The sequence below is a fragment of the Delftia sp. SD018 genome (assembly GCF_017355445.1).
Taxonomy (GTDB): Bacteria; Pseudomonadota; Gammaproteobacteria; order Burkholderiales; family Burkholderiaceae_C; genus Comamonas; species Comamonas acidovorans.
The window spans coordinates 82314-105764 of record NZ_JADDRN010000022.1; the positions used below are offsets into that span (position 1 = coordinate 82314).

At 69.7% G+C, this 23451-nt stretch carries 21 protein-coding genes and 2 pseudogenes; 8 read left to right on the top strand and 15 right to left on the bottom strand.

All coding sequences use genetic code 11. The features are described from left to right. Both INR38_RS20685 and INR38_RS20690 read right to left on the bottom strand, forming a co-directional pair. A complete protein-coding gene (locus INR38_RS20685; RefSeq protein WP_043820259.1) occupies nt 1-942 on the bottom strand; it encodes a hydroxymethylglutaryl-CoA lyase in 942 nt (313 codons plus the stop codon). Nucleotides 943-1051: 109 nt separating this feature from the next. Next, on the bottom strand, nt 1052-1960 hold the full coding sequence (locus INR38_RS20690) for a LysR family transcriptional regulator (RefSeq protein WP_207442745.1): 909 nt from the start codon (nt 1958-1960) through the stop codon (nt 1052-1054). A gap of 91 nt (nt 1961-2051) precedes the next feature. Here INR38_RS20690 and INR38_RS20695 point away from each other — a divergent pair, with 91 nt between their 5' ends. From INR38_RS20695 to INR38_RS20705, 3 genes are all read left to right on the top strand, one after another. Then, nucleotides 2052-3014: a 3-hydroxyacyl-CoA dehydrogenase NAD-binding domain-containing protein gene (locus tag INR38_RS20695; RefSeq protein WP_207442746.1), complete on the top strand. Its 963-nt coding sequence runs from the start codon at nt 2052-2054 to the stop codon at nt 3012-3014. Next, entirely contained in the window at nt 3011-3892 is an 882-nt protein-coding gene (locus tag INR38_RS20700) for a 3-keto-5-aminohexanoate cleavage protein (protein ID WP_207442747.1), read from the top strand. Before INR38_RS20695 ends, INR38_RS20700 begins: the two co-directional genes overlap by 4 nt. Nucleotides 3893-4000: 108 nt before the next feature. After that, on the top strand, nt 4001-5035 hold the full coding sequence (locus tag INR38_RS20705; RefSeq protein ID WP_063328548.1) for a tripartite tricarboxylate transporter substrate binding protein: 1035 nt from the start codon (nt 4001-4003) through the stop codon (nt 5033-5035). Nucleotides 5036-5044: 9 nt separating this feature from the next. Here INR38_RS20705 and INR38_RS20710 read toward each other — a convergent pair whose 3' ends face one another. The 7 genes and pseudogenes from INR38_RS20710 to INR38_RS20730 all read right to left on the bottom strand — a co-directional run bounded on the left by INR38_RS20710 (nt 5045) and on the right by INR38_RS20730 (nt 11349). Continuing rightward, nucleotides 5045-5965 (bottom strand): glyoxylate/hydroxypyruvate reductase A, encoded by a 921-nt coding sequence (locus tag INR38_RS20710; RefSeq protein WP_207442748.1) that lies wholly within the window; start codon nt 5963-5965, stop codon nt 5045-5047. Nucleotides 5966-6035: 70 nt separating this feature from the next. Next, nucleotides 6036-6230 (bottom strand): biotin/lipoyl-containing protein, encoded by a 195-nt coding sequence (locus tag INR38_RS28955; RefSeq protein ID WP_323380261.1) that lies wholly within the window; start codon nt 6228-6230, stop codon nt 6036-6038. Further along, nucleotides 6187-6333 (bottom strand): annotated as a pseudogene (locus INR38_RS28960) (hypothetical protein); the annotation flags it as partial. The pseudogene INR38_RS28960 and the gene INR38_RS28955, both read right to left, overlap by 44 nt. Nucleotides 6334-6749: 416 nt before the next feature. Beyond that, a pseudogene (locus INR38_RS28965) lies at nt 6750-8054 on the bottom strand (biotin carboxylase N-terminal domain-containing protein); the annotation flags it as partial. Between the two features lie 51 nt (nt 8055-8105). Then, nucleotides 8106-8855 carry a DUF4126 domain-containing protein gene (locus INR38_RS20720; protein ID WP_047327943.1) on the bottom strand — a complete coding sequence of 250 codons (750 nt, stop codon included), beginning with the start codon at nt 8853-8855 and terminating at the stop codon, nt 8106-8108. A 66-nt stretch (nt 8856-8921) separates the two neighbouring features. Continuing rightward, nucleotides 8922-9707, bottom strand: a complete 786-nt coding sequence (locus INR38_RS20725; RefSeq protein ID WP_207442749.1) for an enoyl-CoA hydratase/isomerase family protein — start codon at nt 9705-9707, stop codon at nt 8922-8924. Nucleotides 9708-9741: 34 nt separating this feature from the next. Next, a complete protein-coding gene (locus INR38_RS20730; RefSeq protein ID WP_046238867.1) occupies nt 9742-11349 on the bottom strand; it encodes a carboxyl transferase domain-containing protein in 1608 nt (535 codons plus the stop codon). A 92-nt stretch (nt 11350-11441) separates the two neighbouring features. On the opposite strand from INR38_RS20730, the gene INR38_RS20735 reads away from it, so the two are divergent. Further along, on the top strand, nt 11442-13175 hold the full coding sequence (locus INR38_RS20735; protein WP_207442750.1) for a Na+/H+ antiporter: 1734 nt from the start codon (nt 11442-11444) through the stop codon (nt 13173-13175). 44 nt (nt 13176-13219) lie between these two features. Here the strand turns inward: INR38_RS20735 and INR38_RS20740 are convergent, their stop codons facing one another. After that, nucleotides 13220-14938 carry an AMP-binding protein gene (locus INR38_RS20740; protein ID WP_207442751.1) on the bottom strand — a complete coding sequence of 573 codons (1719 nt, stop codon included), beginning with the start codon at nt 14936-14938 and terminating at the stop codon, nt 13220-13222. Between the two features lie 136 nt (nt 14939-15074). Between INR38_RS20740 and INR38_RS20745 the strand changes: the two genes are divergently transcribed. Together INR38_RS20745 and INR38_RS20750 are read left to right on the top strand one after the other, a co-directional pair. Next, a complete protein-coding gene (locus tag INR38_RS20745) occupies nt 15075-16151 on the top strand; it encodes an AraC family transcriptional regulator (RefSeq protein ID WP_016450029.1) in 1077 nt (358 codons plus the stop codon). A gap of 75 nt (nt 16152-16226) precedes the next feature. Continuing rightward, entirely contained in the window at nt 16227-16892 is a 666-nt protein-coding gene (locus INR38_RS20750; protein ID WP_207442752.1) for a glutathione S-transferase family protein, read from the top strand. 13 nt (nt 16893-16905) lie between these two features. Here the strand turns inward: INR38_RS20750 and INR38_RS20755 are convergent, their stop codons facing one another. Next, nucleotides 16906-17604, bottom strand: coding sequence for an HAD family phosphatase (locus tag INR38_RS20755; protein WP_013800390.1), 699 nt, complete (start codon nt 17602-17604; stop codon nt 16906-16908). Between the two features lie 99 nt (nt 17605-17703). Continuing rightward, nucleotides 17704-18756 (bottom strand): hypothetical protein, encoded by a 1053-nt coding sequence (locus INR38_RS20760; protein ID WP_207442753.1) that lies wholly within the window; start codon nt 18754-18756, stop codon nt 17704-17706. 187 nt (nt 18757-18943) lie between these two features. Here INR38_RS20760 and INR38_RS20765 point away from each other — a divergent pair, with 187 nt between their 5' ends. After that, complete coding sequence (locus INR38_RS20765; protein ID WP_012207777.1) at nt 18944-19681, top strand: response regulator transcription factor; 738 nt, start codon at nt 18944-18946, stop codon at nt 19679-19681. On the opposite strand, the gene INR38_RS20770 is transcribed toward INR38_RS20765, so the two are convergent. Together INR38_RS20770 and INR38_RS20775 are read right to left on the bottom strand one after the other, a co-directional pair. Beyond that, the gene (locus INR38_RS20770) at nt 19651-21534 is read right to left on the bottom strand and encodes a hybrid sensor histidine kinase/response regulator (RefSeq protein WP_207442754.1); all 1884 of its coding nucleotides are present in this window, start codon (nt 21532-21534) and stop codon (nt 19651-19653) included. The two genes, INR38_RS20765 and INR38_RS20770, sit on opposite strands and share 31 nt — an antisense overlap. After that, nucleotides 21518-21931, bottom strand: coding sequence for a YchJ family metal-binding protein (locus INR38_RS20775; protein ID WP_202758806.1), 414 nt, complete (start codon nt 21929-21931; stop codon nt 21518-21520). The genes INR38_RS20770 and INR38_RS20775 overlap by 17 nt, the downstream gene beginning before the upstream one ends. Nucleotides 21932-22097: 166 nt before the next feature. Between INR38_RS20775 and INR38_RS20780 the strand changes: the two genes are divergently transcribed. Beyond that, nucleotides 22098-22595, top strand: a complete 498-nt coding sequence (locus tag INR38_RS20780) for a YetF domain-containing protein (RefSeq protein WP_012207780.1) — start codon at nt 22098-22100, stop codon at nt 22593-22595. Between the two features lie 21 nt (nt 22596-22616). Here INR38_RS20780 and INR38_RS20785 read toward each other — a convergent pair whose 3' ends face one another. Beyond that, nucleotides 22617-23408: an alpha/beta hydrolase gene (locus INR38_RS20785; RefSeq protein WP_013800386.1), complete on the bottom strand. Its 792-nt coding sequence runs from the start codon at nt 23406-23408 to the stop codon at nt 22617-22619. Nucleotides 23409-23451: the final 43 nt, after the last annotated feature.

Sequence of the window (23451 nt, forward strand, 5' to 3'; positions counted from 1 at the left end):
TCACACCGCCTCGCATGCAGCCGCGCTGGCGCGCTTGGTGAGCAGTGCCTTGGCCACGCGCGACTGCGTGGGGCGGCCCAGGTGGTCGCTGATGAACTGGCCGGCATCAATCAGCTTGTCCAGGTCGATGCCGGTCTCGATGCCCATGCCCTGCAGCATGTAGACCACGTCCTCCGTGGCCACATTGCCCGTGGCGCCCTTGGCGTAGGGGCAGCCGCCCAGGCCCGCCACCGAGGTGTCGAACTGCCACACGCCCAGCGACAGCGCGGCCAGCGTGTTGGACACGGCCTGGCCGTAGGTGTCGTGGAAGTGGCCCGAGACATCGTCGATGGCGAAGTGCTGCAGCGTGGCCTCGATGGCCTTGCGCACCTTGACGGGCGTGCCCACGCCGATGGTGTCGGCCACGCCCACATGCTGCACGCCGATGCCCTTCATGAGGCCGGCCAGGTAGGCCACGCGCTCGGGGGCGATCTCGCCTTCGTAGGGGCAGCCCACGGTGCAGCTCATGGCGCCGCGCACGTAGATGCCCTGGGCGCGTGCGGCCTCGGCCACGGGGGCGAAGCGCTCGATGCTTTCGGCAATGGAGCAGTTGATGTTCTTCTGGCTGAAGGCCTCGCTGGCTGCGCCGAAGACCACGATCTCGTCGGGCCACAGTTCGCGCGGCGCCGACAGCGCGGCCTCCAGACCCTTCATGTTGGGCGTGAGCACGCTGTAGCGCACGCCGGGGCGGCGGACGATGCCGGCCATGACTTCGGCGTTGTCGGCCATCTGCGGCACCCATTTGGGGCTGACGTAGCTGGTGACCTCGATTTCCTTGAGGCCGGCTTCCTGCAGGCGGTGCACCAGCTCGATCTTGACGGCGGCGGGCACGGGCTGTTTTTCATTCTGCAGGCCGTCGCGGGGGCCTACATCGACGAGTTTGACGCGGGAAGGAATGCTCATGGGGTGTTCTCACCGGGATGACGGGTACGGCCCCTATTGTCCAGGCTTGCAGGCCCGGGCACCACCCCATATCCTGCCGGGCCATGCACAACGGCTGCCAGCGCCCCCTTCAGCCCGGCAGGGCCGCCATTTCCTCGCGCAGCATCTCCACCATGCGCGCGGCAGCCGGCGACAGGCGGCGGCCGCTCAGGCGCACCATGCCGATGGGGCGGCGCAGCACCGGCCGTGCCAGCGGGCGCGCCACCACTTCCGGCCGCTGCACCACCTGGGCGGCCAGCAGGGGCAGCGCGCTCACGCCCAGATCGGCAGCCACCATGGCCGCGATGGTGGCCAGGTGCTCCACGGCGTACTGGGGCGCAAAGCGTATGCCGTGGGTCAGCAGGGCCTCGTCGGCGTACTGCCGCACGCTGGTGCCGGCCGGCATGGAGATGTGGGGCAGATGGGCCACGTCGGCCCAGCCCAGATCGCCGCGCCCGCGCGCCAGCGCATGGCCGCGGCCCAGCAGCAGCACGAAGCGGTCGGAGGCCAGCGGCAGGTAGTCCAGGTCGGCATAGGCGGGGTTGGCCGCCGTGAGCGCAAAGTCCACGCGGCCCGCGCGCACCATGTCGAAGGCCGGCCCGGCCAGGCTGTCGAATAGCTCCAGGTGCACGCCCGGATGCTCGGCCGCAAAGCGCGCCAGCACGCGGGGCAGCAGGCCCGCGGCCAGCGAAGGCAGGGCCGCCAGCGCCAGCCGGCCCACCTGCACCTGGGCCACCTCCTGCACGCGGCGCACGGTCTCGTCCATCTGGTGGCGCAGGATGCGCGCCTGCTCGGCGAAGACCTCGCCGGCCTGGGTCAGTTCCACGGCGCGCGTGGTGCGCTCGAACAGGCGCGCGCCCAGCATCTCTTCCAGCCGCGCCAGCGTGCCCGAGACGGCCGACTGCGACAGGTGCATCTGCAGCGCCGTGCGCCGAAAGCTCAGCGAATCGGCCAGCGCCAGAAAGACATCGACCTCGCGGGCCGACCAATTGATCTTCATGGCCGATCAGTTTATCGAAAAATGCGTCTTTACCGTTCAATGACGGCTGCCTAGACTGCGCCTCAAATCCATGAAATCAGCAGGAGACAGCATGCACAGCAGTTCGCCGCGCAACGCGCGCACGGTGGTCGTCGGGGGAGGCACCATGGGTGCCGATGTGGCCGTGGTCCTGGCCCGGGGCGGCGCCCTGGTGACCGTGGTCGACCCCGGCGCGGCACGGCGCGAGCTGCTGCTGCAGCACATTGCCATCGAGCTGGCCACGGCCGGCTTTGCCCGGTGCGCGTCCCAGGTCTCGGTCTGCGCGGCGCTGGAGGATGTGGCCTGGGATGGCGTGGCCCTCGTGGTGGAATGCATCACCGAGCGGCTGGATGCCAAGCAGGCGCTGTTCGCCAAACTTGAGGCGCATGCGCCGGCCGACGCCGTGCTGGCCAGCAACAGCTCGGGCTTGCCCATCAGCGCCATCGCCAGCGGCCTGCCCACGGCGCAGCGCATGCTGGGCCTGCACTTCTTCATGCCCGCCCACCTGGTGCCACTGGTGGAAGTGGTGCTGGGCGAGCGCAGCGATCCGGCCCTGGGCCAGTGGCTGCACGGCTTCATGCGCGGCTGCGGCAGCGTGCCGGTGCTGGTGAAGAAGGACAAGCCCGGCTTTCTGGCCAACCGCATGCAGCATGCGCTGTCGCGCGAGGCCTTCGCCCTCATCGACGAGGGCATTGCCTCGCCCGAGGACGTGGATGCCGCCGTGCGCTTCGGCTTCGGCTTCCGCTTCCTGGCAGCCGGCCCCGTGCTGCAGCGCGACCATGCGGGCATCGAGGTGCACTGCGCGGCGGCCGCCACCATGTACCCCACGCTGTCCAACACCGATGTGCCGGCCCAGGCCCTGCGCGATCGCGTGGCGCGTGGCGATCTGGGCATGAAGACCGGCAAGGGCTTCTTCGACTGGCCCGAGGACCGCCGCCTGGCCGAGCGTGCCCGCTACGACGCGCTGCTGCGCCAGGGCCTGGCCCTGCTGGCCAGCGAGCTGCCGGTGCCGGAGCAGGCACAGGACACGCCATGAGCACGCCGGTCCCCACGTCAACCGCGTCGCCCACATCGCCCACGTCACCCACCTCGCAGTGGAACGACCCGCTGATCGTCACCGTGGCCCCCAATGGCGCCTACAAGCAGCCGGCCGACCACCGAGCCCTGCCGATCACACCGCAGGCGCTGGCCGCCACGGCACGCGCCTGCCTGGATGCCGGCGCGGCCATGATCCACATGCACATCCGCGACGCCCAGGGGCGCCACAGCCTGGATGTGGACGGCTACCGCGAAGCCTGGCGCGTGGTGCGCGAGGCCGTGGGCACGGACATGGTGGTGCAGATCACCAGCGAGGCCGCCGGCGTCTACCGCGCGCCCGAGCAGATCGCCATGGTGCAGGCGCTGCGGCCCGAGGCCGTCTCCATCGGCCTGCGCGAGATCGACCAGCCCGAGATCGGCGATGCAGGACTGGCGCACTTTTTCACGGGCCTGGTGCGCGACCAGGTCATGGTGCAGGTCATCCTCTACGACGTGGCCGACCTGCGCCGCTGGCAGGCGCTGCGCGCCCAGGGCGTGGTGCCCGAGGCGCCCTGGTTCCTGCTCTTCGTGCTGGGCCGCTACAGCGCGGGCCAGACCTCGCGGCCCCAGGACCTGATGCCCTTTCTTGCGGCGCATGACGGCGGCGAGCCCTGGGCCGTGTGCGCCTTCGGCGCCACGGAAAACACCTGCATCGCGGCAGCCGCCGCATTTGGCGGCCATGCGCGCGTGGGCTTCGAGAACAACCTGCTGACGCGGGACGGCCATACCGCGCCCGACAACGCCGCCCTGGTCCGCCAGGCCGTGGTGTCCGCCCAGGCGCTGGGCCGCCCCCTGGCCACGGCCGACGACATACGCCGGCGCTTCACACCGGGCTGAGCACCAGGCGCCTTACAGGCCGATAAGCCCATAAGCCGATAAGCCGATAGGCCCATGAGCCCGCACAAGACGGGCCTTCCATTCCAACCACAGGCAGGAGACACAACCATGCAACAGCCCACCCACGGCACGCGGCGTGACGCCATCGCCAAAATCAAGGCAGCCACCGCATTCACGGCGCTTCCCCTGGCCTTCATGGCCCTGGGCCTGGCGGGCCAGGCCTCGGCCCAGACCCCGTCGCCGGCGTTCCCCAGCAAGACCATCCGCTTCGTCGTGCCCTATCCACCCGGCGGCCCCACCGACCTGATGGCACGCATGCTGCAGCCCGAGCTGCAGCAGCGCCTGGGCGTGACCGTCATCGTGGAGAACAAGAGCGGCGCGGGCGGCAACCTGGGCAGCGCCGAGGTGGCCCGCCAGGCGCCCGCCGACGGCCACACCCTGCTGCTGGCCGCCAGCGGCCCCATGGCCGTGAATTCCTCGCTGTACAAGAGCATGCCCTTCAACCCGCTCAAGGACCTGGAGCCCGTGGTGCAGCTGTCGGCCTTCCCGCTGGTGCTGGAAGTGCATCCCTCGCTGGGCGTCAAGACCGTGGCCGAGCTGCTGGCCCTGGCCAAAACGGGCAAGACACTGAGCTTTGCCTCGGCCGGCAATGGCACGCCCCAGCACCTGGCGGGCGAGCTGTTCAACTCCATGGAGCAGGTCAAGCTGGGCCATGTCCCCTACCGGGGTGCGGGACCGGCACTCAACGACCTGATCGGCGGCCAGGTGGGCGTGATGTTCGACATCGTGGGCAGCTCGCTGCAGCACATCCAGGGCGGGCGCCTGATCCCGCTGGCCGTCACCTCGGCCGAGCGCACCAAGGTGCTGCCCGACGTGCCCACCATGGCCCAGGCCGGCGTGCCCGGCTACCAGATCACGGGCTGGCATGGCATTGCCGTGCGCGCGGGCACGCCGCCCGCCGCCATCGACAAACTCAATGCCACGGTCAACGCCATCTTCAAGGACCCGGCCTTTCGCACGCGCTGGGAGGCCATAGGCACGCCGGCCGTGGGCGGCACGGCGGCCGAATTCGGCGCCTTGATCAGGAGCGACTCCCAGCGCCTGGGCGCGCTGGTGCGCAGCACCGGCGTGACGCTGGACTGAGCGCGCCCGTCAGTAGCCGCGCCGCAGGTCCACGCGGCCGCTCACGGCCTCGCCCCGGCTCAGCGCCGCGACCTTGCCCACGATCTGCTCCACGCTGTCGCGCGCCAGGGTGCGGGCCGAGGTGTGGGGCGTGAGCGTGATGCGCGGATGCCGCCAGAAGGCATGGCCGTCGGGCAGCGGCTCGGTGCGGAACACGTCGAGCAACGCGCCGGACACATGGCCCCCGTCGATGGCGGCGATGAGGTCCTCGTCCGCCACATGGCCGCCGCGTCCCACGTTGATGACATAGGCGCCCGGCTGCAGCAGGGCCAGGCTGCGCGCGTCGATGATGCTGTCGGTCTCGGGTGTCAGCGGCAGCAGGTTGACGAGGATGCGGGTGGCGCGCAGAAAGGCGTCGAAGTCCTGCGGGCCGCAGAAGCCCCGCACGCCGTCGATGGCATGCGGCGTACGGCTCCAGCCGTTGACGGGGAAATCGAACACCGTCAGCGCGCGCGCCACGCGCTCGCCCATGCGGCCCAGCCCCATGACGCCCACGGGGTAGTCGGCACGCCGGGGATTGGGCCGGTGCTGCCACAGGCCGGCGGCCATGTCGGCCTCGTAGCCGTCCAGGCCCCGGAAGAAGCGGACCACTGCCTGGCAGACATATTCGGCCATCTGCACGGCCATGCCGGCGTCCTCCAGGCGGTAGACGGGAAGGTCGGCCGGCAGGCGCAGCGGCAGCAGCGCATCGACACCCGCGCCGATGTTGAACACGGCCTTGAGGCCCGGCTGCTCGTCGATGAAGCGCTGGGGTGGCGCCCAGACCAGGGCGTAGTCGGCCTGCGGCGCGCCCGGCGACCAGATGTCCACCTCGGTGCCCGGCAGGGCCGCGCGCAGTCCTTGCAGCCAGGCGTCGGGCCTGGTGTCTTCGCAGCAGAAAGTCACTCGCATAGGTGGACAAGCCTAACGGCCTGGCGACGCCCACGCGCGACTTTTGCGCAAAACTGTCTTGCCTGCGGGCTCAGCTTTCCAGGCGCAGCAGCTCGGAGCCTTCGGTCACCTGGTCGCCGGGCGCGTACAGCAGCTCGGCCACCACGCCGTCGCCGGGCGCGGCGATGGTGTGCTCCATCTTCATGGCCTCCATCACGGCCAGCGGCTGGCCCTTGCTGACCTTGTCGCCGGCCTTGACGGCAAAGGAGACCACCTTGCCCGGCATGGGCGCCGTCAGGCGGCCGCCTTCGGACTGCACCTCGCCCGCATGGGCCAGCGGATCGGCCAGGCCCAGCACGGCCGCACCCTGGGGAGCGAACACATGGCATTGCTCGCCCAGCACATGGACCTGGGCGCGCAGGCGCTGGCCCGCGAACTGCACGTCGAAGGCGCCGTCCCCGGCCTGTTGCCAGGACAGCAGGCCCTCGGCGAGGGACTCGCCCTCGCCCACGGCCAGTTGCAGCGCGCCGTCATGCAGGTAGCGCAGGCGCGCGGGCACGGCGGCCTCGCCCTGGCGGAAGTCCCAGCGCCGCTCGGCCACGCCGTGCGAGCGCCAGCCGTCGCGGCGGCTGAAGGGGTCGGCGGTTTCCTGCGCGCGCTCGGCCTGCAGCACCTGGGCCACGGCGGCGGCCACGGCCTGGGCCTGCGGCAGGCGCTGCTGGTGGAACAGATGCTGCTTCTCGCGCTCGATCAGCGCCGTGTCCAGCTTGGCGGTTGCAAAGGCATCGCTGGCGATGACCAGGCGCAGGAACTGCACATTGGTGGCCAGGCCCACGATGCGTGTCTCGGCCAGGGCGGCATCGAGCCGCGCCAGCGCCTGTTCGCGCGTGTCGCCATGCACGATGAGCTTGGCGATCATGGAGTCGTAGAAGGGGCTGATGGCATCGCCCTCGCGCACGCCATCGTCCACGCGCACGTCGCCGACACGGAAGCTGGCGCAGTCGGGCTTGCGGTAGACGTGCAGGGTGCCGGTGGCGGGCAGGAATCCGTTGTCAGGGTTTTCGGCGCAGATGCGCGCCTCGATGGCGTGGCCGGTGATGCGCAGCTCGTCCTGGCGCTTGGGCAGGGGCAGGCCGCTGGCCACGCGCAGCTGCCAGTCCACCAGGTCCTCGCCCGTGATGGCCTCGGTCACCGGGTGCTCGACCTGCAGGCGGGTGTTCATCTCCATGAAGTAGAACTTCATGGCCTCGGGCTGGTCGTAGCCGCCGGGCTGCTCGACGATGAATTCCACCGTGCCCGCGCCCACGTAGTTCACGGCCTGGGCGGCGGCCACGGCGGCCTCGCCCATCTTCTGGCGCAGCGCAGGCGTCATGCCGGGCGCGGGGGACTCCTCCAGCACCTTCTGGTGGCGGCGCTGCACCGAGCAGTCGCGCTCGAACAGGTAGACGCAGTTGCCCTGGGTGTCGCCAAAGACCTGGATCTCGATATGGCGCGGGCGCAGCACGTATTTCTCGACCAGCACGGCGTCGTCGCCAAAGCTGTTGATGGCCTCGCGCTGGCAGCTGGCCAGGGCGGCGGCGAAGTCCTCGCTGCGCTCGACCAGGCGCATGCCCTTGCCTCCGCCGCCCGCGCTGGCCTTGATCAGCACCGGGTAGCCGATGCGGTCGGCCTCGCGCTGCAGCAGCTGCGGGTCCTGGTCGGCCCCGTGGTAGCCGGGCACCAGGGGCACGCCGGCCTTTTCCATGAGCTGCTTGGAGGCCGCCTTCAGGCCCATGGCGCGGATGGCCGAGGGCGGCGGGCCGATGAAGACCAGGCCGGCATCGGCACAGGCCTGGGCGAATTCCTCGTTCTCGCTGAGAAAGCCGTAGCCGGGGTGGATGGCCTGGGCGCCCGTGGCCTTGGCGGCCTCCAGGATGCGTTCCCAGCGCAGATAGCTGTCCTTGGGGGCGCTGCCGCCGATGTGCACGGCCTCGTCGCAGGCCTGCACATGCTTGGCGCGGGCATCGGCGTCCGAGTACACGGCCACGGTGCGCACGCCCATGCGGCGGGCGGAAGCCGCGACGCGGCAGGCGATTTCACCGCGGTTGGCGATCAGGATCTTCTTGAACATGCGTTATCTCCAGTGTTTTCTCTGCAGCCCCGGTCATTCGGCGACCGGCGGCTATGGTTTTTGATTCATCGCGGGAGACCCGCCGAACAGCGCGCGCAGGCGCTGCACCACGGCCTTGAGAAAGCGCCACAGCGCCCAGGTCAGCAGCCACAGCGCGATGACCACGACCAGCAGCACGGCGGCGAAGGCCAGCGGGTGCGTGAGCGCCAGCCAGATCGCGCCCACCGAGGCACCGTCCTCCACCAGGCTCGCGCCCACGTTGGAAAACGGCTCGGGCGAGGTGTTGATGGCCGCGCGCGCCGTGCTCTTGGCCACCTGGCTGGACAGGGCCAGCGAGCCGCCCATCAGGGCCGCCATGGTGGCCATGGTCGCGCTGTCGGCGCCGAAGACGCCGGCCGCCAGCGCCGCGCCCGCCGGGATGCGGATCACGCTTTGCAGCAGGTCCCAGACCGAGTCCACGCCGGGGATCTTGTCGGCGAAGAACTCCACGAACAGCAGCGCGCCGCTGGCGAACAGCAGGGCCGGATGCTCCAGCACATGCAGCCCGCCCGGCAGCGCCACCCAGCCCAGCGCCCCCAGCAGCCCGGTCACGAAGACCACGGCGTAGAGCCTAAAGCCGCTGGCCCAGCCCAGTGCGGCGGCCAGCGCCAGCAGGCCGGCCATGTCCATGCCGCTGGTGGCCTGGCCCACGCGCTCGGCCACTTCGCCAGCCGCCTCGCTGACCGTGTGGTGCACGGCCGGGCCCGGGTACAGGCCCACGGACTGCAGCCACTGGACGAGGGAGTCGGTCAGGGTGCTCATGGTGTTGGCTCGGCGTTGGCTCGGCGTTGCTCGGTGGTCGCGCGATGAATGGGCAGCCCGCGCGTATCAGGCCAGCCAGGCCGGCTTGCGCTTTTGCAGGAAGGCCTGCACGCCCTCCTTGCCCTCGGCGCTGGCGCGGATGTCGGCGATGCCTTCGACGGTGGCGGCGATCAGCTGCTCGTTGATCTCGCGCTCGGCCACGTCGATCACCAGGCGCTTGCAGGCGCGGGCGGCGGCGGGACCGGCGCTGACCAGGTGCTTGAGCAGGCCGTCCACGGCGTTGTCCAGCTCGTCTGCCGCCACCACGCGGTGCACGAAGCCGATGCGCAGCGCCTCGGCCGCGTCGAAGCGCTCACCGGTCAGGAAGTAGCGGTGGGCGGCGCGCGCGCCCATGGCGCGGATCACGTAGGGGCTGATGGTGGCGGGGATCAGGCCGATCTTCACCTCGGACAGGCAAAAGCCCACGCCCTCTGCGGCCACGGCCATGTCGCAGGCAGCGACCAGGCCCATGCCGCCCGCATAGACATCGCCCTGCACGCGCGCGATGGTGGGCTGCGGGCATTCGTAGATCACGCGCAGCATTTCGGCCAGCAGGCCGGCGTCCTCGCGGTTCTCGTCGCGCGAGTAGTCGGCCATGCGGCGCATCCAGTTGAGGTTGGCGCCTGCGCAAAAGGCCGGGCCCTCGGCGGCCAGCACCACGGCGCGCACGTCGCTGCGCTTGCCCACGGAGTGGAAGGCCTGGGTGATGTCGGCGATGACCTCGTCGCTGAAGGCATTGCGCACTTCGGGCTGGGTCAGCGTGATGGTGGCCAGGGGGCCCTGGAATTCGAGGGTCAGTGCGGTGGTTTTCATGAAGTACCTCGCTGCAAGGAAAGAGGGGCCGCCGTCACATGCGGAACACGCCGAAGCGCGTGTCCGCTATGGGAGCGTTGCGCGTGGCCGCCAGGCCCAGCGCCAGCACGCGGCGCGTGTCGGCGGGGTCGATGACGCCATCGTCCCACAGGCGCGCCGTCGCGTAATAGGGGTGGCCCTGATCCTCGTACTGCTGGCGGATGGGGGCCTTGAAGGCCTCTTCCTCCTCGGCCGTCCACTGGCCGCCCTTGGCCTCGATGCCGTCGCGCTTGACGGTGGCCAGCACGCTGGCCGCCTGCTCGCCGCCCATGACCGAGATGCGCGCGTTGGGCCACATCCACAGGAAGCGCGGCGAATAGGCGCGGCCGCACATGCCGTAGTTGCCCGCGCCGAAGGAGCCGCCGATGATGATGGTGAACTTCGGCACGGCCGCCGTGGCCACGGCCGTGACCAGCTTGGCGCCATGGCGGGCAATGCCTTCGTTCTCGTACTTGCGGCCCACCATGAAGCCCGTGATGTTCTGCAGGAAGACCAGCGGGATCTTGCGCTGGCAGCACAGCTCGATGAAGTGCGCGCCCTTGACCGCCGATTCGCTGAACAGGATGCCGTTGTTGGCGATGATGCCCACCTGCATGCCCTCGATGCGCGCAAAGCCGCAGACCAGGGTGGCGCCGAAGCGGGCCTTGAACTCGTCGAAGCGGCTGCCGTCCACCACGCGGGCGATGATCTCGCGCACATCGAAGGGCTTGCGCGTGTCCACGGGGATCACGCCGTACAGCTCGCCGCCGTCGAACAGCGGCGCCTCGGGCGGCAGGTCGCCAGCCGAAGGCTGCTTGGCATGGTTGAGGTTGGCCACGGACTGGCGCGCCAGCGCCAGCGCGTGGGTGTCGTTGTGGGCCAGGTGGTCGGCCACGCCCGACAGGCGCGTGTGCACGTCGCCGCCGCCCAGGTCCTCGGCGCTGACCACCTCGCCCGTGGCGGCCTTCACCAGCGGCGGGCCGCCCAGGAAGATGGTGCCCTGGTTCTTGACGATGATGGACTCGTCGCTCATGGCCGGCACATAGGCGCCGCCGGCCGTGCACGAGCCCATGACCACGGCGATCTGGGCAATGCCCTCGGCGCTCATGTTGGCCTGGTTGAAGAAGATGCGGCCGAAGTGCTCGCGGTCGGGAAACACATCGTCCTGGTTGGGCAGGTTGGCGCCGCCCGAGTCCACCAGGTAGATGCAGGGCAGCCGGTTCTGCGCGGCGATCTCCTGGGCGCGCAGGTGCTTCTTCACCGTCATCGGGTAGTAGGTGCCGCCCTTCACCGTGGCGTCGTTGCACACGATCATGCAGTCCACGCCGCTGACGCGCCCGATGCCGGCGATCAGGCCCGCGCCGGGCGCATCGTTGCGGTACATGTTGAGCGCGGCCAGCGGGGCGATCTCCAGGAAGGGCGTGCCGGGGTCCAGCAGCATGGCCACGCGGTCGCGCGGCAGCAGCTTGCCGCGCGCCACGTGCTTGGCGCGCGCGGCCTCGCCGCCGCCCTCGGCGACCTTGGCCACCTGGGCCTGCAGGTCTTCGACCACGGCGCGCATGGCGGCGGCATTGGCCAGGAAGTCCGCCGAACGCGGATTGAGTTGGGTGCCCAGAATGCTCATGTGTGGCCTCTTCTTGTGTTTGCCCGATGCGGGCGCTTGGTTTTTTCGAATGTGCTGCAAAGAACGGCGGCCCGGGCTGGGGAAAATGCCGTATGCACACCGTTGAAATCGTCTTGCTCGTTTTGCTGCTGGGGGCACTGACCGGCATTGCCGCGCGCTATGTGCGCGCCATCCCGCTGCCGCTGATACAGATCGCCCTGGGAGCGCTGATCGCCTGGCCGCAAAAGGGCCTGCACATCGCCTTCGATCCCGAGCTGTTCCTGCTGCTGTTCATCCCGCCGCTGCTGTTTGCCGACGGATGGCGCATCCCCAAGCGCGAGTTCTTCTCGCTGTACCGCCCCATCCTGCGCCTGGCGCTGGGCCTGGTGCTGTTCACGGTGGTGGGGCTGGGCTGGCTGATCCACTGGCTGGTGCCCGGCATGCCGCTGACCGTGGCCTTCGCGCTGGCCGCCGTGGTCTCGCCCACCGATGCCGTGGCCGTCTCGGCCATCACGCGCAACCTGGGCATGCCCGAGAAGACCATGCACATCCTCGAAGGCGAGTCCCTGCTCAACGATGCCTCGGGCCTGGTGGCGCTGAAGTTCGCCATTGCCGCCACGCTGACCGGCCTGTTCTCCTGGACCGAGGTGGCCAAGGAATTCATGTGGATGGCCCTGGGCGGCCTGGGCGTGGGCACGCTGATCGGCTGGGGCTTTTCCTATGCGCGCAGCACCATCACGCGCCGCCTGGGCGACGTGGCGGCCACGCAGATGGTGCTGCTGCTGATCCTGCTGCCCTTCGCCGCCTACATCGTGGGCGAAAAGATCGGCGTGTCGGGCATCCTGTCGGCCGTGGCCGCGGGCATTGCCACCAACTTCGCCGACCTGGAGCGCAGCAGCTACATCAGCGAGCGGCTGCAGACCGAGGGCACCTGGAGCATGGTGGAAGCCTCGTTCAACGGCGCCATCTTCCTGCTGCTGGGCCTGCAGCTGCCCTCCATCATCGGCGTGACGCTGCACGATGCGGGCAGCGAATGGTGGGTGCTGGTGGGCTATGTGGTGATCATCTCCAGCGCGCTGCTGCTGATGCGCTGGATCTGGCTGACCCTGGGCGTGCAGCGCAGCCTGGCTCGCGCCCACTTCCAGGGGAAGATGGCAGAGCGCCCTTCCCACCTGCTGAACCTGGCCACCACCATGGCCGGCATACGCGGCGCCGTGACGCTGGCCGGCGCGCTGTCCGTGCCCATGCTGCTGAACAACGGCCAGCCCTTTCCGGGCCGCGAGATGCTGATCTTCCTGGCCACCGGCACCATCTTGTTCACCCTGGTGCTGGGCAGCATCGCCCTGCCGCTGATCCTGCGCCGCATGCCCCAGCCCGGCGAATCGCCCACGGTGCGCGAGGAGCGCCTGGCGCGCGTGGCCGCCTGCCAGTCCGCCATTGGCGGGCTGACGCTGAGCGAGGAAGAGATACAGGGCCACACGCCCGAATGGGTGGCCATGCACCAGGAAGTCATGGGCCACCTGACGCAGGAGTACCGCAACCGCGTCCAGCTGCTGGACGACGGCAGCGGCACGGCCTCCAGCATCGAGATCCAGCGCGAGGCGCCCGAAGTCGTGCGCCAGCGCAAGCTGCGCTACCTGCTGGAGATCGAGCTGCGCCTGCGCTGCATCCACCAGGAGCGCGACGCGCTCTACGCCGAGCGCCAGGCCCACCGCATCAACGACGAGTCTCTGCGCCGCCTGGTCAGCGAGTTGGACATGCAGGAGATCTCGCTGCGCAAGCGCCTGGTGGTGGCGCGCCGCGCCGCCGCCTCGGCCGTGGCCACGCCCGAGGGCGGCACGCACTAGGCGGCACGCGGTGGACAGCTGGCGGCAGCGCATGAAAGCAGCCCTCAGGCGGTCCTGGCCGGGCGCAGATCCAGCATGGCGATCATCTCGTCGCGGATCTTGAATTTCTGGATCTTGCCGGTCACCGTCATCGGGAAGGCCTCGACGAAGCGGATGTAGCGCGGCACCTTGTAGTGGGCGATCTGGCCCTTGCAGAAGTCGCGCACGCCGTCTTCGGTCAGCGTCTGGCCGGGCTTGACGATGATCCAGGCGCACAGCTCCTCGCCGTAGCGCGCGTCGGGCACGCCGACCACCTGCACGTCCTGCACCTGGGGATGGCGGTAGAGGAATTCCTCGATCTCGCGCGGGTAGATGTTCTCGCCGCCGCGGATCACCATGTCCTTGATGCGGCCGACGATGTTCACGTAGCCCTGCTCATCCATGGTGGCCAGGTCGCCCGTGTGCATCCAGGCCTCGTCGTCGATGGCCTCGCGCGTGCGGGCCTCGTCCCCCCAGTAGCCGTGCATGACCGAGTAGCCGCGCGTGCACAGCTCGCCCGAGACGCCGGGCGCCACCACCTCGCCCGTGGCCGGGTCGACGATCTTCACCTCCAGGTGCGGCTGCACCTTGCCCACGGTGGACACGCGGCGCTGAAGCGGCGTGTCGGCATCGCTCTGGCAGCTGACGGGGCTGGTCTCGGTCATGCCGTAGGCGATGGTGATCTCGGACAGGTGCATGTCGCTGACCACGCGCTTCATCACCTCGATGGGGCAGGGCGAGCCGGCCATGATGCCGGTGCGCAGCGTGCTCAGGTCGAACTCCTTGAAGCGCGGGTGGTCCAGCTCGGCGATGAACATCGTGGGCACGCCGTGCAGGCCCGTGCAGCGCTCGGCCTGCACGGTCTCCAGCACCAGCAGCGGATCGAATCCGTCATTCGGGTAGACGATGGCCGAGCCATGCGTGAAGCAGGCCAGGTTGCCCAGCACCATGCCGAAGCAGTGGTACAGCGGCACGGGAATGCACAGCCGGTCCTCGGGCGTCAGCCGCATGCACTCGCCAATGAAAAAGCCGTTGTTCAGGATGTTGCGGTGGGTCAGCGTGGCGCCCTTGGGAAAGCCCGTCGTGCCGCTGGTGAACTGGATGTTGATGGGGTCGGTGTTCTTGAGCGTGGCGGCCACGGCGTCGATGCGCGCATCCTGCGCATCACCGCGCGCCAGCAGGCTGGAAAAGCGCAGCATGCCGGGCTGCTCTTCGCCCTGCCCTGCCACGTCGATCCAGACCACGCTGCGCAGCTGGGGCAGGCGCGCGCAATGCAGGCGGCCGGGCTCGGCCGTGGCCAGCTCGGGTGCCAGTTCGCGCAGCATGCCCAGGTAGTCGCTGGTCTTGAACTGCGCCATGGTCACCAGGGCCTTGCAGCCGACCTTGTTGAGCGCGTACTCCACCTCGGAGGTGCGGTAGGCCGGGTTGATGTTGACCAGCACCAGGCCGACCTGGGCCGTGGCCAGCTGCATCAGCACCCATTCGGCGTTGTTGTGCGACCAGATGCCGACGCGGTCGCCCTTGTCCAGCCCCAGGCCCAGCAGCGCGCTGGCCAGGCGGCGCGCCTCGGTGAGCAGGCCGGCATAGCTGTAGCGCAGGCCCTGGTGGCGGCTGACCAGGGCCTCGCGATCGGGCTGGCGGGCCGCCATGTCGGCAAAGAAGTCGCCGATGGTCTGCTCGATCAGCGGCACATCGGTGCGGCCTTGGGCATGGCTGGAAGCGAGCGGGGCGTTCTGGGCGGGCATGCGTTGTCTCCTGTGTCGTCGGCGGCGCCTGGGACGGGCAAATGCAGTGGCCTGCCCCGTCACGGCAGCTATTGCGTGGCAGCATAAGGGCCAACCCCGAGCAGAACAGGCCACGAAGGTTGCAATAATTGCCAGCATGTTCACCCCCTCGCTGGTCAAGACCCCCCTGCCCCAGGCGGCCGCCACCATGGCCTCCGCACACCCTGCAGTCACGCCCATGGCCTTTGTGCAGGCCATTATGCTGGCCTACGAACGCCGGGGCATCAGCGCCCTGTCCGCCCTGGAGAAGGCACAAATCGCGCCAGACTCCGTCAAAGAGCGCAACGAGTGCATCACGGCGCTGCAGATGGAGGCACTGTCCGATGCCGCCATGCGCGAACTCGACGACGAGGCCCTGGGCTGGTTCTCCCGGCGCCTGCCCTGGGGCAGCTACGGCATGCTGGCACGCGCCAGCATGGGCAGCGAGCAGCTGGGCCTGGCGCTGGCGCGCTGGTGCCGCCACCATGGCCTGCTGGCCGACGACATCCGCCTCACGCTGACGCAGGAAGACGGCTTGGCCACGCTGGCCATCGAGGAGCTGTCCACGCTGGGCGCCATGCGCGAGTTCTGCCTGCTGTCGGTGCTGCGCAATATCCACGGCCTGGCCAGCTGGTTCATCGATGAGCCGCTGCCGCTGCGGCGCGCCTGCTTTCCCTTCGATCCCCCGCCGCATGCGGGCGTGTATGCGCTGCTGTTCCCGCCGGGCGAGGTGGAGTTTGGCGCAGCCCGGGCCTGCCTCCAGTTCGACGCGCGTTTTCTGGATATGCCGCTGACGCGCGACGAGCCTGCGCTGCAGCGCATGCTGCAGCGCGCCCTGCCGCTGCAGGTGCGCCCCTACCGGCGCGAGCGCCAGCTGGTGCAGCGCGTGCGCCAGCTGCTGGCGGCCGACGCCGAATGCCTGCAGACGGCCGACACGCTGGCGCGCCAGCTGCACCTGTCCCAGCGCAGCCTGCATCGCCAGCTCAAGGAAGAAGGCGCCTCGCTGCAGGCGCTCAAGGACGAGGTGCGGCGCGAGCGTGCCGTGGCCCTGCTGCTGCGCACCAGCCGGCCCATCAAGCGCATCGCCCAGTCCTGCGGCTTTCTCAACGACAAGAGCTTCATCCGCGCCTTCCGGCTGTGGACGGGGCTGTCGCCTTCCGAATTCCGCAAGAGCGCGCGAGCCCGGCCCGAATGAGTGCCACGCGCATCCTGGCGCGATTTGCATCCTGCGCGACTGCCGCCGTCCGCGCATCTGGCCTAGGCTTTGCGCATGCACCATCTCCACCACTGCGTCAGCGCGCGCTCCTTCCGCGCGCTGTGGATGCTCGAAGAACTGCAGCTTCCCTACACGCTGCACATGCTGCCGTTTCCGCCGCGCATGCTGCAGCGCAGCTACCTGGAGCTCAACCCGCTGGGCACGGTGCCGCTGCTGCGCCACGGCGAGGCCAGGCTGACCGAGTCAGCCGCCATCTGCGAGTACCTGGCCGCCCTGCACCCCGGGGCGGGCCTGTCCGTGCAGCCGCAGGAGGCGGGCTTCGCGGCCTACCTCAACTGGCTGCACATGAGCGATGCCACGCTGACCTTCCCGCAGACCCTGGTGCTGCGCTATGCGCACTTCGAGCCAGCCGAACGGCGCCAGCCCCAGGTGGCCCAGGACTACCAGCGCTGGTTCCTCGCGCGGCTGCGCGCCGTGGAGCAGGCCGTGGAACAGCGCGACTGGCTCACGGCAGACCGCTTCACCGCTGCCGACGTGGCCGTGGGCTATGCGCTGATGCTGTCGGCGCACCTGGAGATGGAGCCGCAATGGGGGCCTGCCACCCAGGCCTACTGGCAGCGCCTGCAGCAGCGGCCCGCCTTCCAGCGGGCGCTGCAGGCCGAGCAGCAGGCCGCGCGTGCGCAGGCCGTGGACGAGACGCCTTCGCCGCGGCTGCGCTAGGGCCGGCTCAGGCTCAAGCGCTGGCGCTGGCGCTGGCCTGCCCGATGGCGCGCAGCATGGCGGGCAGCTCGCCCATGTCGCCGAACACGCAGCTGGCGCCGGCTTCGAGCAGTTGCTCGGCCGATGCGTGGCCCTGGTCGGCCGGGAAGTAGCCCCAGACCGTGGCGCCTGCGGCCACGCCGGCGGTGACGCCGGTCACCGTGTCCTCGATGACCAGGCAGCGCGCCGGCTCCACGCCCAGGGCGGCGGCGGCGGCCAGGTACACATCGGGGAAGGGCTTGCTGCGCGGCAGCTCATGGCCGCTGAAGACGCGGCCCTCGAAATACGGGGCCATGCCGACCTGGGCCAGCTGCATCTCCACCTTGGCGCGGTCCGCGCCCGAGGCGCAGGCGATGCGGCCAGCGCACAGCGCATGGGATTCGCTGACGGCGGACAGCGCGCCGTCTATGGCCACCAGCTCGGCGCGCAGCGCGGCGTTGCGGCGCTCGTAGAAGGCGGCCATCCATGCGTCGGTCAGCGGCTTGCCGGTGCGCGCCTCGATCAGCGCGGCCTGGCTGCGCACGGTCTTGCCGATGAATTCGCGCAGGCATTCCTCGGTGCTGATGGGCCAGCCCGATTCATTGAGCATGGTGCACAGCACGCGGTTGGTGATGGATTCACTGTCGACGAGCACGCCGTCACAGTCGAAGAGCACGGCCTCGAAAGCAGTCATGGATGGATTCTCGAAACAAACTGAGCAAGGGCGCCCTGGGGCGCCCTTGCTGCGGAAAATGGCCGGATTATGCGCCGGCCGCGCATGCCTTTGCCCTGCTCAGGGGAAGGAGGCACCGGCCAGCGGATGCACCATGCGCTTGACGTTGCGCACCGAGATGGAATGGAACTGGCCATCGTCGGTAACCACATCGCCGAAGGCGAAAAAGCCTTCGGCCGCGTTGCGGTTGAACTGCTCCAGGCGCTGCGCGAGGCTGGCGTTGTTGGACACGGATTCGAGGCGGTACTCGATGGCGCCCTGCTGGTCGCCGCTCTTTTCGTACAGCTGCACGCCTTCGGTATTGCCGCGCAGCACCAGGGCGCCGCGCAGCAGGTGGCCCTTGGCACCCATCTCGTCCAGGCGCTGCTTCAGCGCCGCGCCGTTGGCCATGCCGAAGGGCGCGGCCAGGGCGAACACCGCGTACTCGAAGGCCGGTGCCTTGGAGTCCTTGACGTAGAGGTTGAACATCTCGTCGCCCGAGATCAGCGGACCCGTGTAGCGGAAACCCCGGCCGCTCATCTCGGCCAGTTGCTGCGTGAAGCCGGACGTGTCCAGCGCACCCACGGCGGGGCGCGTCTCGTAGCTGTAGGTGGCGGCGGCGCTGCTGCTGCGCACATAGAGGTTGCGCAGGTCCTGCGTGCTGCTGGGGAACGCCATGCCCGACTTGTACAGGTAGCCCTGCGCACCCTGCGCATTGAGCTGGGCCACCAGGGCCGAGACGCCCGCCACGTCGGCCACCATGCGGTAGTCCAGGCGCGTGCCGGTGTGGGCCGTGTCGGTGACGTAGAAGTCACCGATGGGAACGGGAAAGGTCGTGCCGCCCGAGGCCAGGCTGTAGGTGAAGGCATAGCCTTGCGCCCCCAGCGTGTTCATGGCGGACAGGGCCGCGTCGAAGTTTTCGGCAGCCGTCTCCATGCGGTACTGGCCGGTCACCGGGGTCGTCGTGCCGCCGCCGGGGTTGCCGGGCGTGCCGGGGTTGCCGGGATTTCCGCCATTGCCAGGATCTCCGCCGCCCGGTTCTCCCAATCCACCACCACCGCCGCCGCCACAGGCGGCCAGGGTTCCCAGAAGCATCAATGCCGCACTGCGGCGCGTGAGCTGTACCATCTTCATGACTATCTCCCCTTCTCGTTGAATACGTGCCCGTTCCATGCGGAATCTCAGGGCATCGGCGGCGATTTTGGGGAGTTGGCCGACATCCGGTCACCCCCCGGCCGGGGGGTAATCGTTACGATGTGCGCAAGGTGTATCCGGGCGCGCCCTGGCGCTCCAGCCCTTTCGACATGCCTTCGCGCGGACCATGCACAGCCATCCCCTCCTGACCGATTCCTCCTGTCTCCAATCGGGGCGCTATGCCCTGGTGATCGACGACCACCCGCTGACGGCCATGGGCGTGTCCGAGTTCCTGAAACAATTCGGCCTGTCCGAAGTCCATGCCGTGGCCGATGCGGGTGAAGGCCTGCAGTGCATGGCCGGCAGGGGATCGCCGCATCTGGCCATCGTGGATTTCTGGCTGGGTGCCAGCGCGGGCACGGACGTGGTGCGCGAAATCCGCACGCTGGCGCCCGCCTGCCGCGTGCTCATGACCAGCGGCGACACGCATGGCGCGATTGCCCTGAAGGCACGCGCGGCGGGGGCCCATGGCTTTGTGCTCAAGTCGCAGCCGCCGCAGGTGCTGCAGCAGGCCGTGGCGGCCCTGCTGCGCGGCGAGACCTGGTTCCCCGCCGCCCCGCTGGCGCCGCAGTCACCGGGCGGCGCCCATGCCATCCGCATGACGGCGGCCGAGCTGGGCCTCACCCCGCGCCAGGCCCAGGTGCTGGACCTGGTGCTGCGCGGTCTGCCCAATCCCAGCATTGCGCAGTTGCTGCACCTGTCGCCGCACACGGTCAAGGAGCATGTGGCGGGCGCCCTGCAGCGCCTGGGCGTGCACAGCCGCATCGACGCCATCACGCGCATGCAGGGCATTGCGCTGGAGCTGCCGCCCTCCGTGCCGCCGACCGATACGGTTCAGGCGCCGGCCACGGCCAGCCTGCGCTGAAGCAGGGCCAGCAGCGCCAGCGGGTCCACGGGCTTGCGCAGCAGCAGATAGCCCAGTTCCTGCGCCTCCTGCTCCAGCGCCGGTGACGGCTCGCCACTGAGCAGGGCGCCCGCCGCCTGCGGCGCTTGCGCCAGCACGTTCTGCAGCAGCGCAAAGCCGTTCTCGCCCCGGGCCAGATGGTGGTCGCACAGCACGAAATCGGGGTGCTGCCCCGCCGCCAGCCAGTCGGCCACCTCGCGGCCCGTGGCAGCCACATCCACCTGCAGCCCCCAATCGCGCAGCAGGCCGGCCAGGGCCCGCGCCACCTGCGCATCGTCATCGACCACCCAGCACCGGCCCTGGAGCAGGGGCGGCCGGGACTGCGCCTGCGCCTGCGCCTGCGCCTGCGCCTGCGCCTGCGGTCCTTCGGACGATCCCTCGGACTGCGGCAAGGCCGCCTGCACATTCAGGCTGGACGGCAATTGCAGCCAGAAGCAGGACCCCCGCCCTGGCGTGGACAGCAGGCCGTGCTCCACGCCCATGCGGCGGGCGGCTGCGGCCACGACGGCCAGGCCCAGGCCCTGGCTGCTCACGCCGGGCAGGTGGTCGGCCGCAGGCTGGGCCGCGCGCCGGGCCGCCTGGCCTGAGCGCGCGCGAAAGTGCGGTGCGAAGACATGGGGCCGGTCTTCGGCCGCAATGCCCAGGCCCGTGTCCCAGACCTCGATGCGCCAGCCCCCGCCGTGCACGCGGGCGGCCAGCAGCACCCCGCCGCGCTGGGTGTAGCGCAGGGCGTTGTGCAGCAGGTTGAACACCATCTGGCGCAGCAGGGCCTCGTCGGCACGCACCAGGCTGTCCATGCCGCGCGCCACGCGCCAGCGCAGCACCAGCCCGCGCTGGCGCGCCTCGGCCGCGAACAGGCGCGTGGCATCGCCCAGCAGAATGCGCAGGTCCATCACCTGGGCGCGCAGCTCCCAGGTGCCGTTCTCCAGCCGCGACAGGTCCAGCAGGTCGTTGCACATGGTGCCCAGCGACTGGGCACAGGCCTGGGCATCGTCAAGCACGCCTGCCAGTGCGCCGTCGGCATTGCGCTGGCGGGCGGTTTCCACCAGCAGGCCCAGGGCATGCAGCGGCTGGCGCAGATCATGGCTGGCGGCCGACAGGAAGCGGCTCTTGGCCTCCAGCGCCTGTTCGGCCTGCTCCTTGGCGGCCAGGTAGCGCTCGGCCAGCAGCTGGCGGTCACGCTCCTGCGCCCATTGCTGCTGCATGAGCTGGCGCGCCCCCCAGGCATGGCGCGCGATGGTGGCGCCATACAGCATGAGCAGCGGCAGCAGGTACAGGCCCCTGTTCGGGAAGTACCAGACCACGGCCAGCAGCATGGCGCCGTACAGCACGCCGAAGAAGCGCTTGAACACGGCAGCCGCCGGCGCCAGGAAGGTGGCGGCCGAGGCCACGACGCCGCACAGCACCAGATAGATGAAAAGCCGGAATTCATGGCCGCTGCCATGGGTCAGCGGTATCGCCAGCGCCCAGGAACCGGCGTTGAGCAGGGCCATGCGGCCCATCACGCGCTCCCAGCGCTGCAGCCGCGCTGGCAACTCGGCCGATGGCACGGCAGCACCCAGGTCCCGGCGCAACTGGCGCCGCAACCCGACGAAGACGCAGGCCATGAACGCCATGCCCAGCCACCACAGCAGCAGCGGCACCTGGAAGGCGCCCGTTTCGTGCCGCTGCAGCCAGACCACGATGCCGGGGATGATGAGGGCCGCCGCCTCGGACGAGCCCCGCGATGCGATGGACAGCAGCAGCCGCTGGCGCTGCTGCAGTTTCCACAGCGGCTCCGCAGGGCCGCCGCCGTGTTCAGAACTGGTCGCCATCCACGTAGAGCCAGCGCCCGGCTTCGCGCACGAAACGGCTGCGCTCATGCAGGCGCACGGCGCGGCCGCCCACGCGGTAGCGCGCGACAAATTCCACCTCGGCGCTGTCCTCGCCGGTGCTTCTGAAGTCCTTGACCGCCAGCCCCAGCCAGCGTGCTGAAGGCTCGAAGTCCAGCGAGGCGGGCCGCTGGCTGGCGTGCCAGGTGGCCAGCAGATAGGCGGCGTCCTCGCGCACGAAGGCGCTGTAGCGCGAGCGCATCAACGCCTGGGCGTCGGGCGCAGGGCAGTCATCGAAATGGTCCAGGTAGCGGCCGCAGCAGGCATCGAAGGCCAGGGGACGGCCCTTGGCATCGTGCTGGCCGCAGGGACAGGCCGGGGAGGTGGCGGCAGCGCTCATAGCGGCTGGCCCTGCGGAACTTGCGAAACTTGCGGAACTTGGGGGAGGACGGCGCGGGAGCAGGAATGCATGTCAGTCACGGCCGCCTTGCTGCGACCGGGTTCTTGATGGAGGACAGGCGGGCCATGATACTGACCGCGGGCCCTCGGGCCTGTAAGGAGAGCCCATGTTTTCAATGTCGGTCCCGTGGTGGGAGTTCGTGGTGCGCGGCGTGGCCGTCTACCTGTTTTTGCTGGTGTTCCTGCGCCTGACCGGGCGGCGCCAGACGGGGCAGTACGCGCCGTTCGACCTGGTGCTGCTGCTCATCCTGTCGAATGCGGTGCAGAACTCCATGAATGCCGGGGACAACTCGCTGATCGGCGGCATGGTCTCGGCCTCCACGCTGATCCTGTGCCATCTGCTGCTGTCCTGGCTGACCTTTCGCTTTCCCGCGCTGGAGCGGCTCATCGACGGCAAGGCCAAGGCCCTGATCAGGGACGGACACCTGAACAAGGACCTGATGCGCGAGGAACGCATCACGCGCGACGATATCGAGGCCGCGCTGCGAGCGGGCGGCTGCCTGCACCTGCGCGAGGTGGAGCGCGCCACGCTGGAGACCGACGGCAGCATCACCGTCGTCCTGCGCCGCCGCGACAGCGAGAACGACGGCGATCCGCCGGTCTGACCCCCTGCCCGGCAGGCCCTGTCAGTCGAGCTGCTCCAGGAAGCGCTCGATGGCCAGGTTCACGGGCTGCGGATGCGTGAGGTTGGCCGCATGGCCGGCACCCGGCACCTCCACCCACTGCGCCCTGGGCAAGGCCTTGGCCATAGCGCGTGCACGGTCGGGCGCGATGGCGGTGTCGTCCGTGCCATGGATGACCAGGGCCGGCACATGGATGTCGGGCAGGCGCGGGCTGATGTCATCGCGCTGGGCCAGCGCCAGAAAGCTCTGCCCCAGGTTGATGGGCGTGGCCTTCTTCCATTTGGCACGCCAGGCCGCCGCGCCGCTCCAGCCCTGGCCCAGGATGGTGCGCTCCACCGTGGTCGCCATGTCGTCGCTGAGGCCATGCTCCATCCAGGCGCGCAGCAAGGCTTCGTGGTGGGGCATCTGCTCGGGGTCTTCCAGCATGGCCTGGGTGTCGATCAGCACCAGCGCGCGCACGATCTCGGGGTGGATGAGCGCGCAACGCAGCGACAGGTAGCCGCCCTGCGACATGCCCACCAGCACCGCGCGCTCCACGCCCAGGTGCTCGAGCAGGGCGGCCAGGTCGTCGGCCGAGTCGTAGTAGTCGAAGGGTGCGCACTGCTCGGGGTCTGCCGTCTGGCCATGGCCGCGCTCGTCCCAGCTGATGCAGCGAAAGCGCCCTTGCAGTGCCTGGACCTGGGGAGCGAACATGGTGTGGTCCATGAGCAGCCCGTGCGAAAACACCAGGACCGGGCCTCTCCCGCCCGTGTCCTCGTAGTACAGGTTCTGGCCGTTGACGGAAGCGATGGGCATGTCGGGATCTCCTGCGAAGGTGGTCACAAACCTGCCGAAAACG

Excerpts from the sequence above, each read along its gene's own strand:
- INR38_RS20745 (WP_016450029.1), top strand. The coding sequence starts at position 15,075 with ATGTTCACCCCCTCGCTGGTCAAGACCCCCCTGCCCCAGGCGGCCGCC.
- INR38_RS20755 (WP_013800390.1), bottom strand. The coding sequence starts at position 17,604 with ATGACTGCTTTCGAGGCCGTGCTCTTCGACTGTGACGGCGTGCTCGTC.
- INR38_RS20780 (WP_012207780.1), top strand. The coding sequence starts at position 22,098 with ATGTTTTCAATGTCGGTCCCGTGGTGGGAGTTCGTGGTGCGCGGCGTG.
- INR38_RS20735 (WP_207442750.1), top strand. The coding sequence starts at position 11,442 with ATGCACACCGTTGAAATCGTCTTGCTCGTTTTGCTGCTGGGGGCACTG.
- INR38_RS20720 (WP_047327943.1), bottom strand. The coding sequence starts at position 8,855 with ATGAGCACCCTGACCGACTCCCTCGTCCAGTGGCTGCAGTCCGTGGGC.
- INR38_RS20700 (WP_207442747.1), top strand. The coding sequence starts at position 3,011 with ATGAGCACGCCGGTCCCCACGTCAACCGCGTCGCCCACATCGCCCACG.
- INR38_RS28955 (WP_323380261.1), bottom strand. The coding sequence starts at position 6,230 with ATGCCGGGCAAGGTGGTCTCCTTTGCCGTCAAGGCCGGCGACAAGGTC.
- INR38_RS20725 (WP_207442749.1), bottom strand. The coding sequence starts at position 9,707 with ATGAAAACCACCGCACTGACCCTCGAATTCCAGGGCCCCCTGGCCACC.
- INR38_RS20765 (WP_012207777.1), top strand. The coding sequence starts at position 18,944 with ATGCACAGCCATCCCCTCCTGACCGATTCCTCCTGTCTCCAATCGGGG.
- INR38_RS20690 (WP_207442745.1), bottom strand. The coding sequence starts at position 1,960 with ATGAAGATCAATTGGTCGGCCCGCGAGGTCGATGTCTTTCTGGCGCTG.
- INR38_RS20705 (WP_063328548.1), top strand. The coding sequence starts at position 4,001 with ATGCAACAGCCCACCCACGGCACGCGGCGTGACGCCATCGCCAAAATC.
- INR38_RS20710 (WP_207442748.1), bottom strand. The coding sequence starts at position 5,965 with ATGCGAGTGACTTTCTGCTGCGAAGACACCAGGCCCGACGCCTGGCTG.
- INR38_RS20775 (WP_202758806.1), bottom strand. The coding sequence starts at position 21,931 with ATGAGCGCTGCCGCCACCTCCCCGGCCTGTCCCTGCGGCCAGCACGAT.
- INR38_RS20770 (WP_207442754.1), bottom strand. The coding sequence starts at position 21,534 with ATGGCGACCAGTTCTGAACACGGCGGCGGCCCTGCGGAGCCGCTGTGG.
- INR38_RS20750 (WP_207442752.1), top strand. The coding sequence starts at position 16,227 with ATGCACCATCTCCACCACTGCGTCAGCGCGCGCTCCTTCCGCGCGCTG.
- INR38_RS20695 (WP_207442746.1), top strand. The coding sequence starts at position 2,052 with ATGCACAGCAGTTCGCCGCGCAACGCGCGCACGGTGGTCGTCGGGGGA.
- INR38_RS20740 (WP_207442751.1), bottom strand. The coding sequence starts at position 14,938 with ATGCCCGCCCAGAACGCCCCGCTCGCTTCCAGCCATGCCCAAGGCCGC.
- INR38_RS20685 (WP_043820259.1), bottom strand. The coding sequence starts at position 942 with ATGAGCATTCCTTCCCGCGTCAAACTCGTCGATGTAGGCCCCCGCGAC.
- INR38_RS20730 (WP_046238867.1), bottom strand. The coding sequence starts at position 11,349 with ATGAGCATTCTGGGCACCCAACTCAATCCGCGTTCGGCGGACTTCCTG.
- INR38_RS20760 (WP_207442753.1), bottom strand. The coding sequence starts at position 18,756 with ATGAAGATGGTACAGCTCACGCGCCGCAGTGCGGCATTGATGCTTCTG.
- INR38_RS20785 (WP_013800386.1), bottom strand. The coding sequence starts at position 23,408 with ATGCCCATCGCTTCCGTCAACGGCCAGAACCTGTACTACGAGGACACG.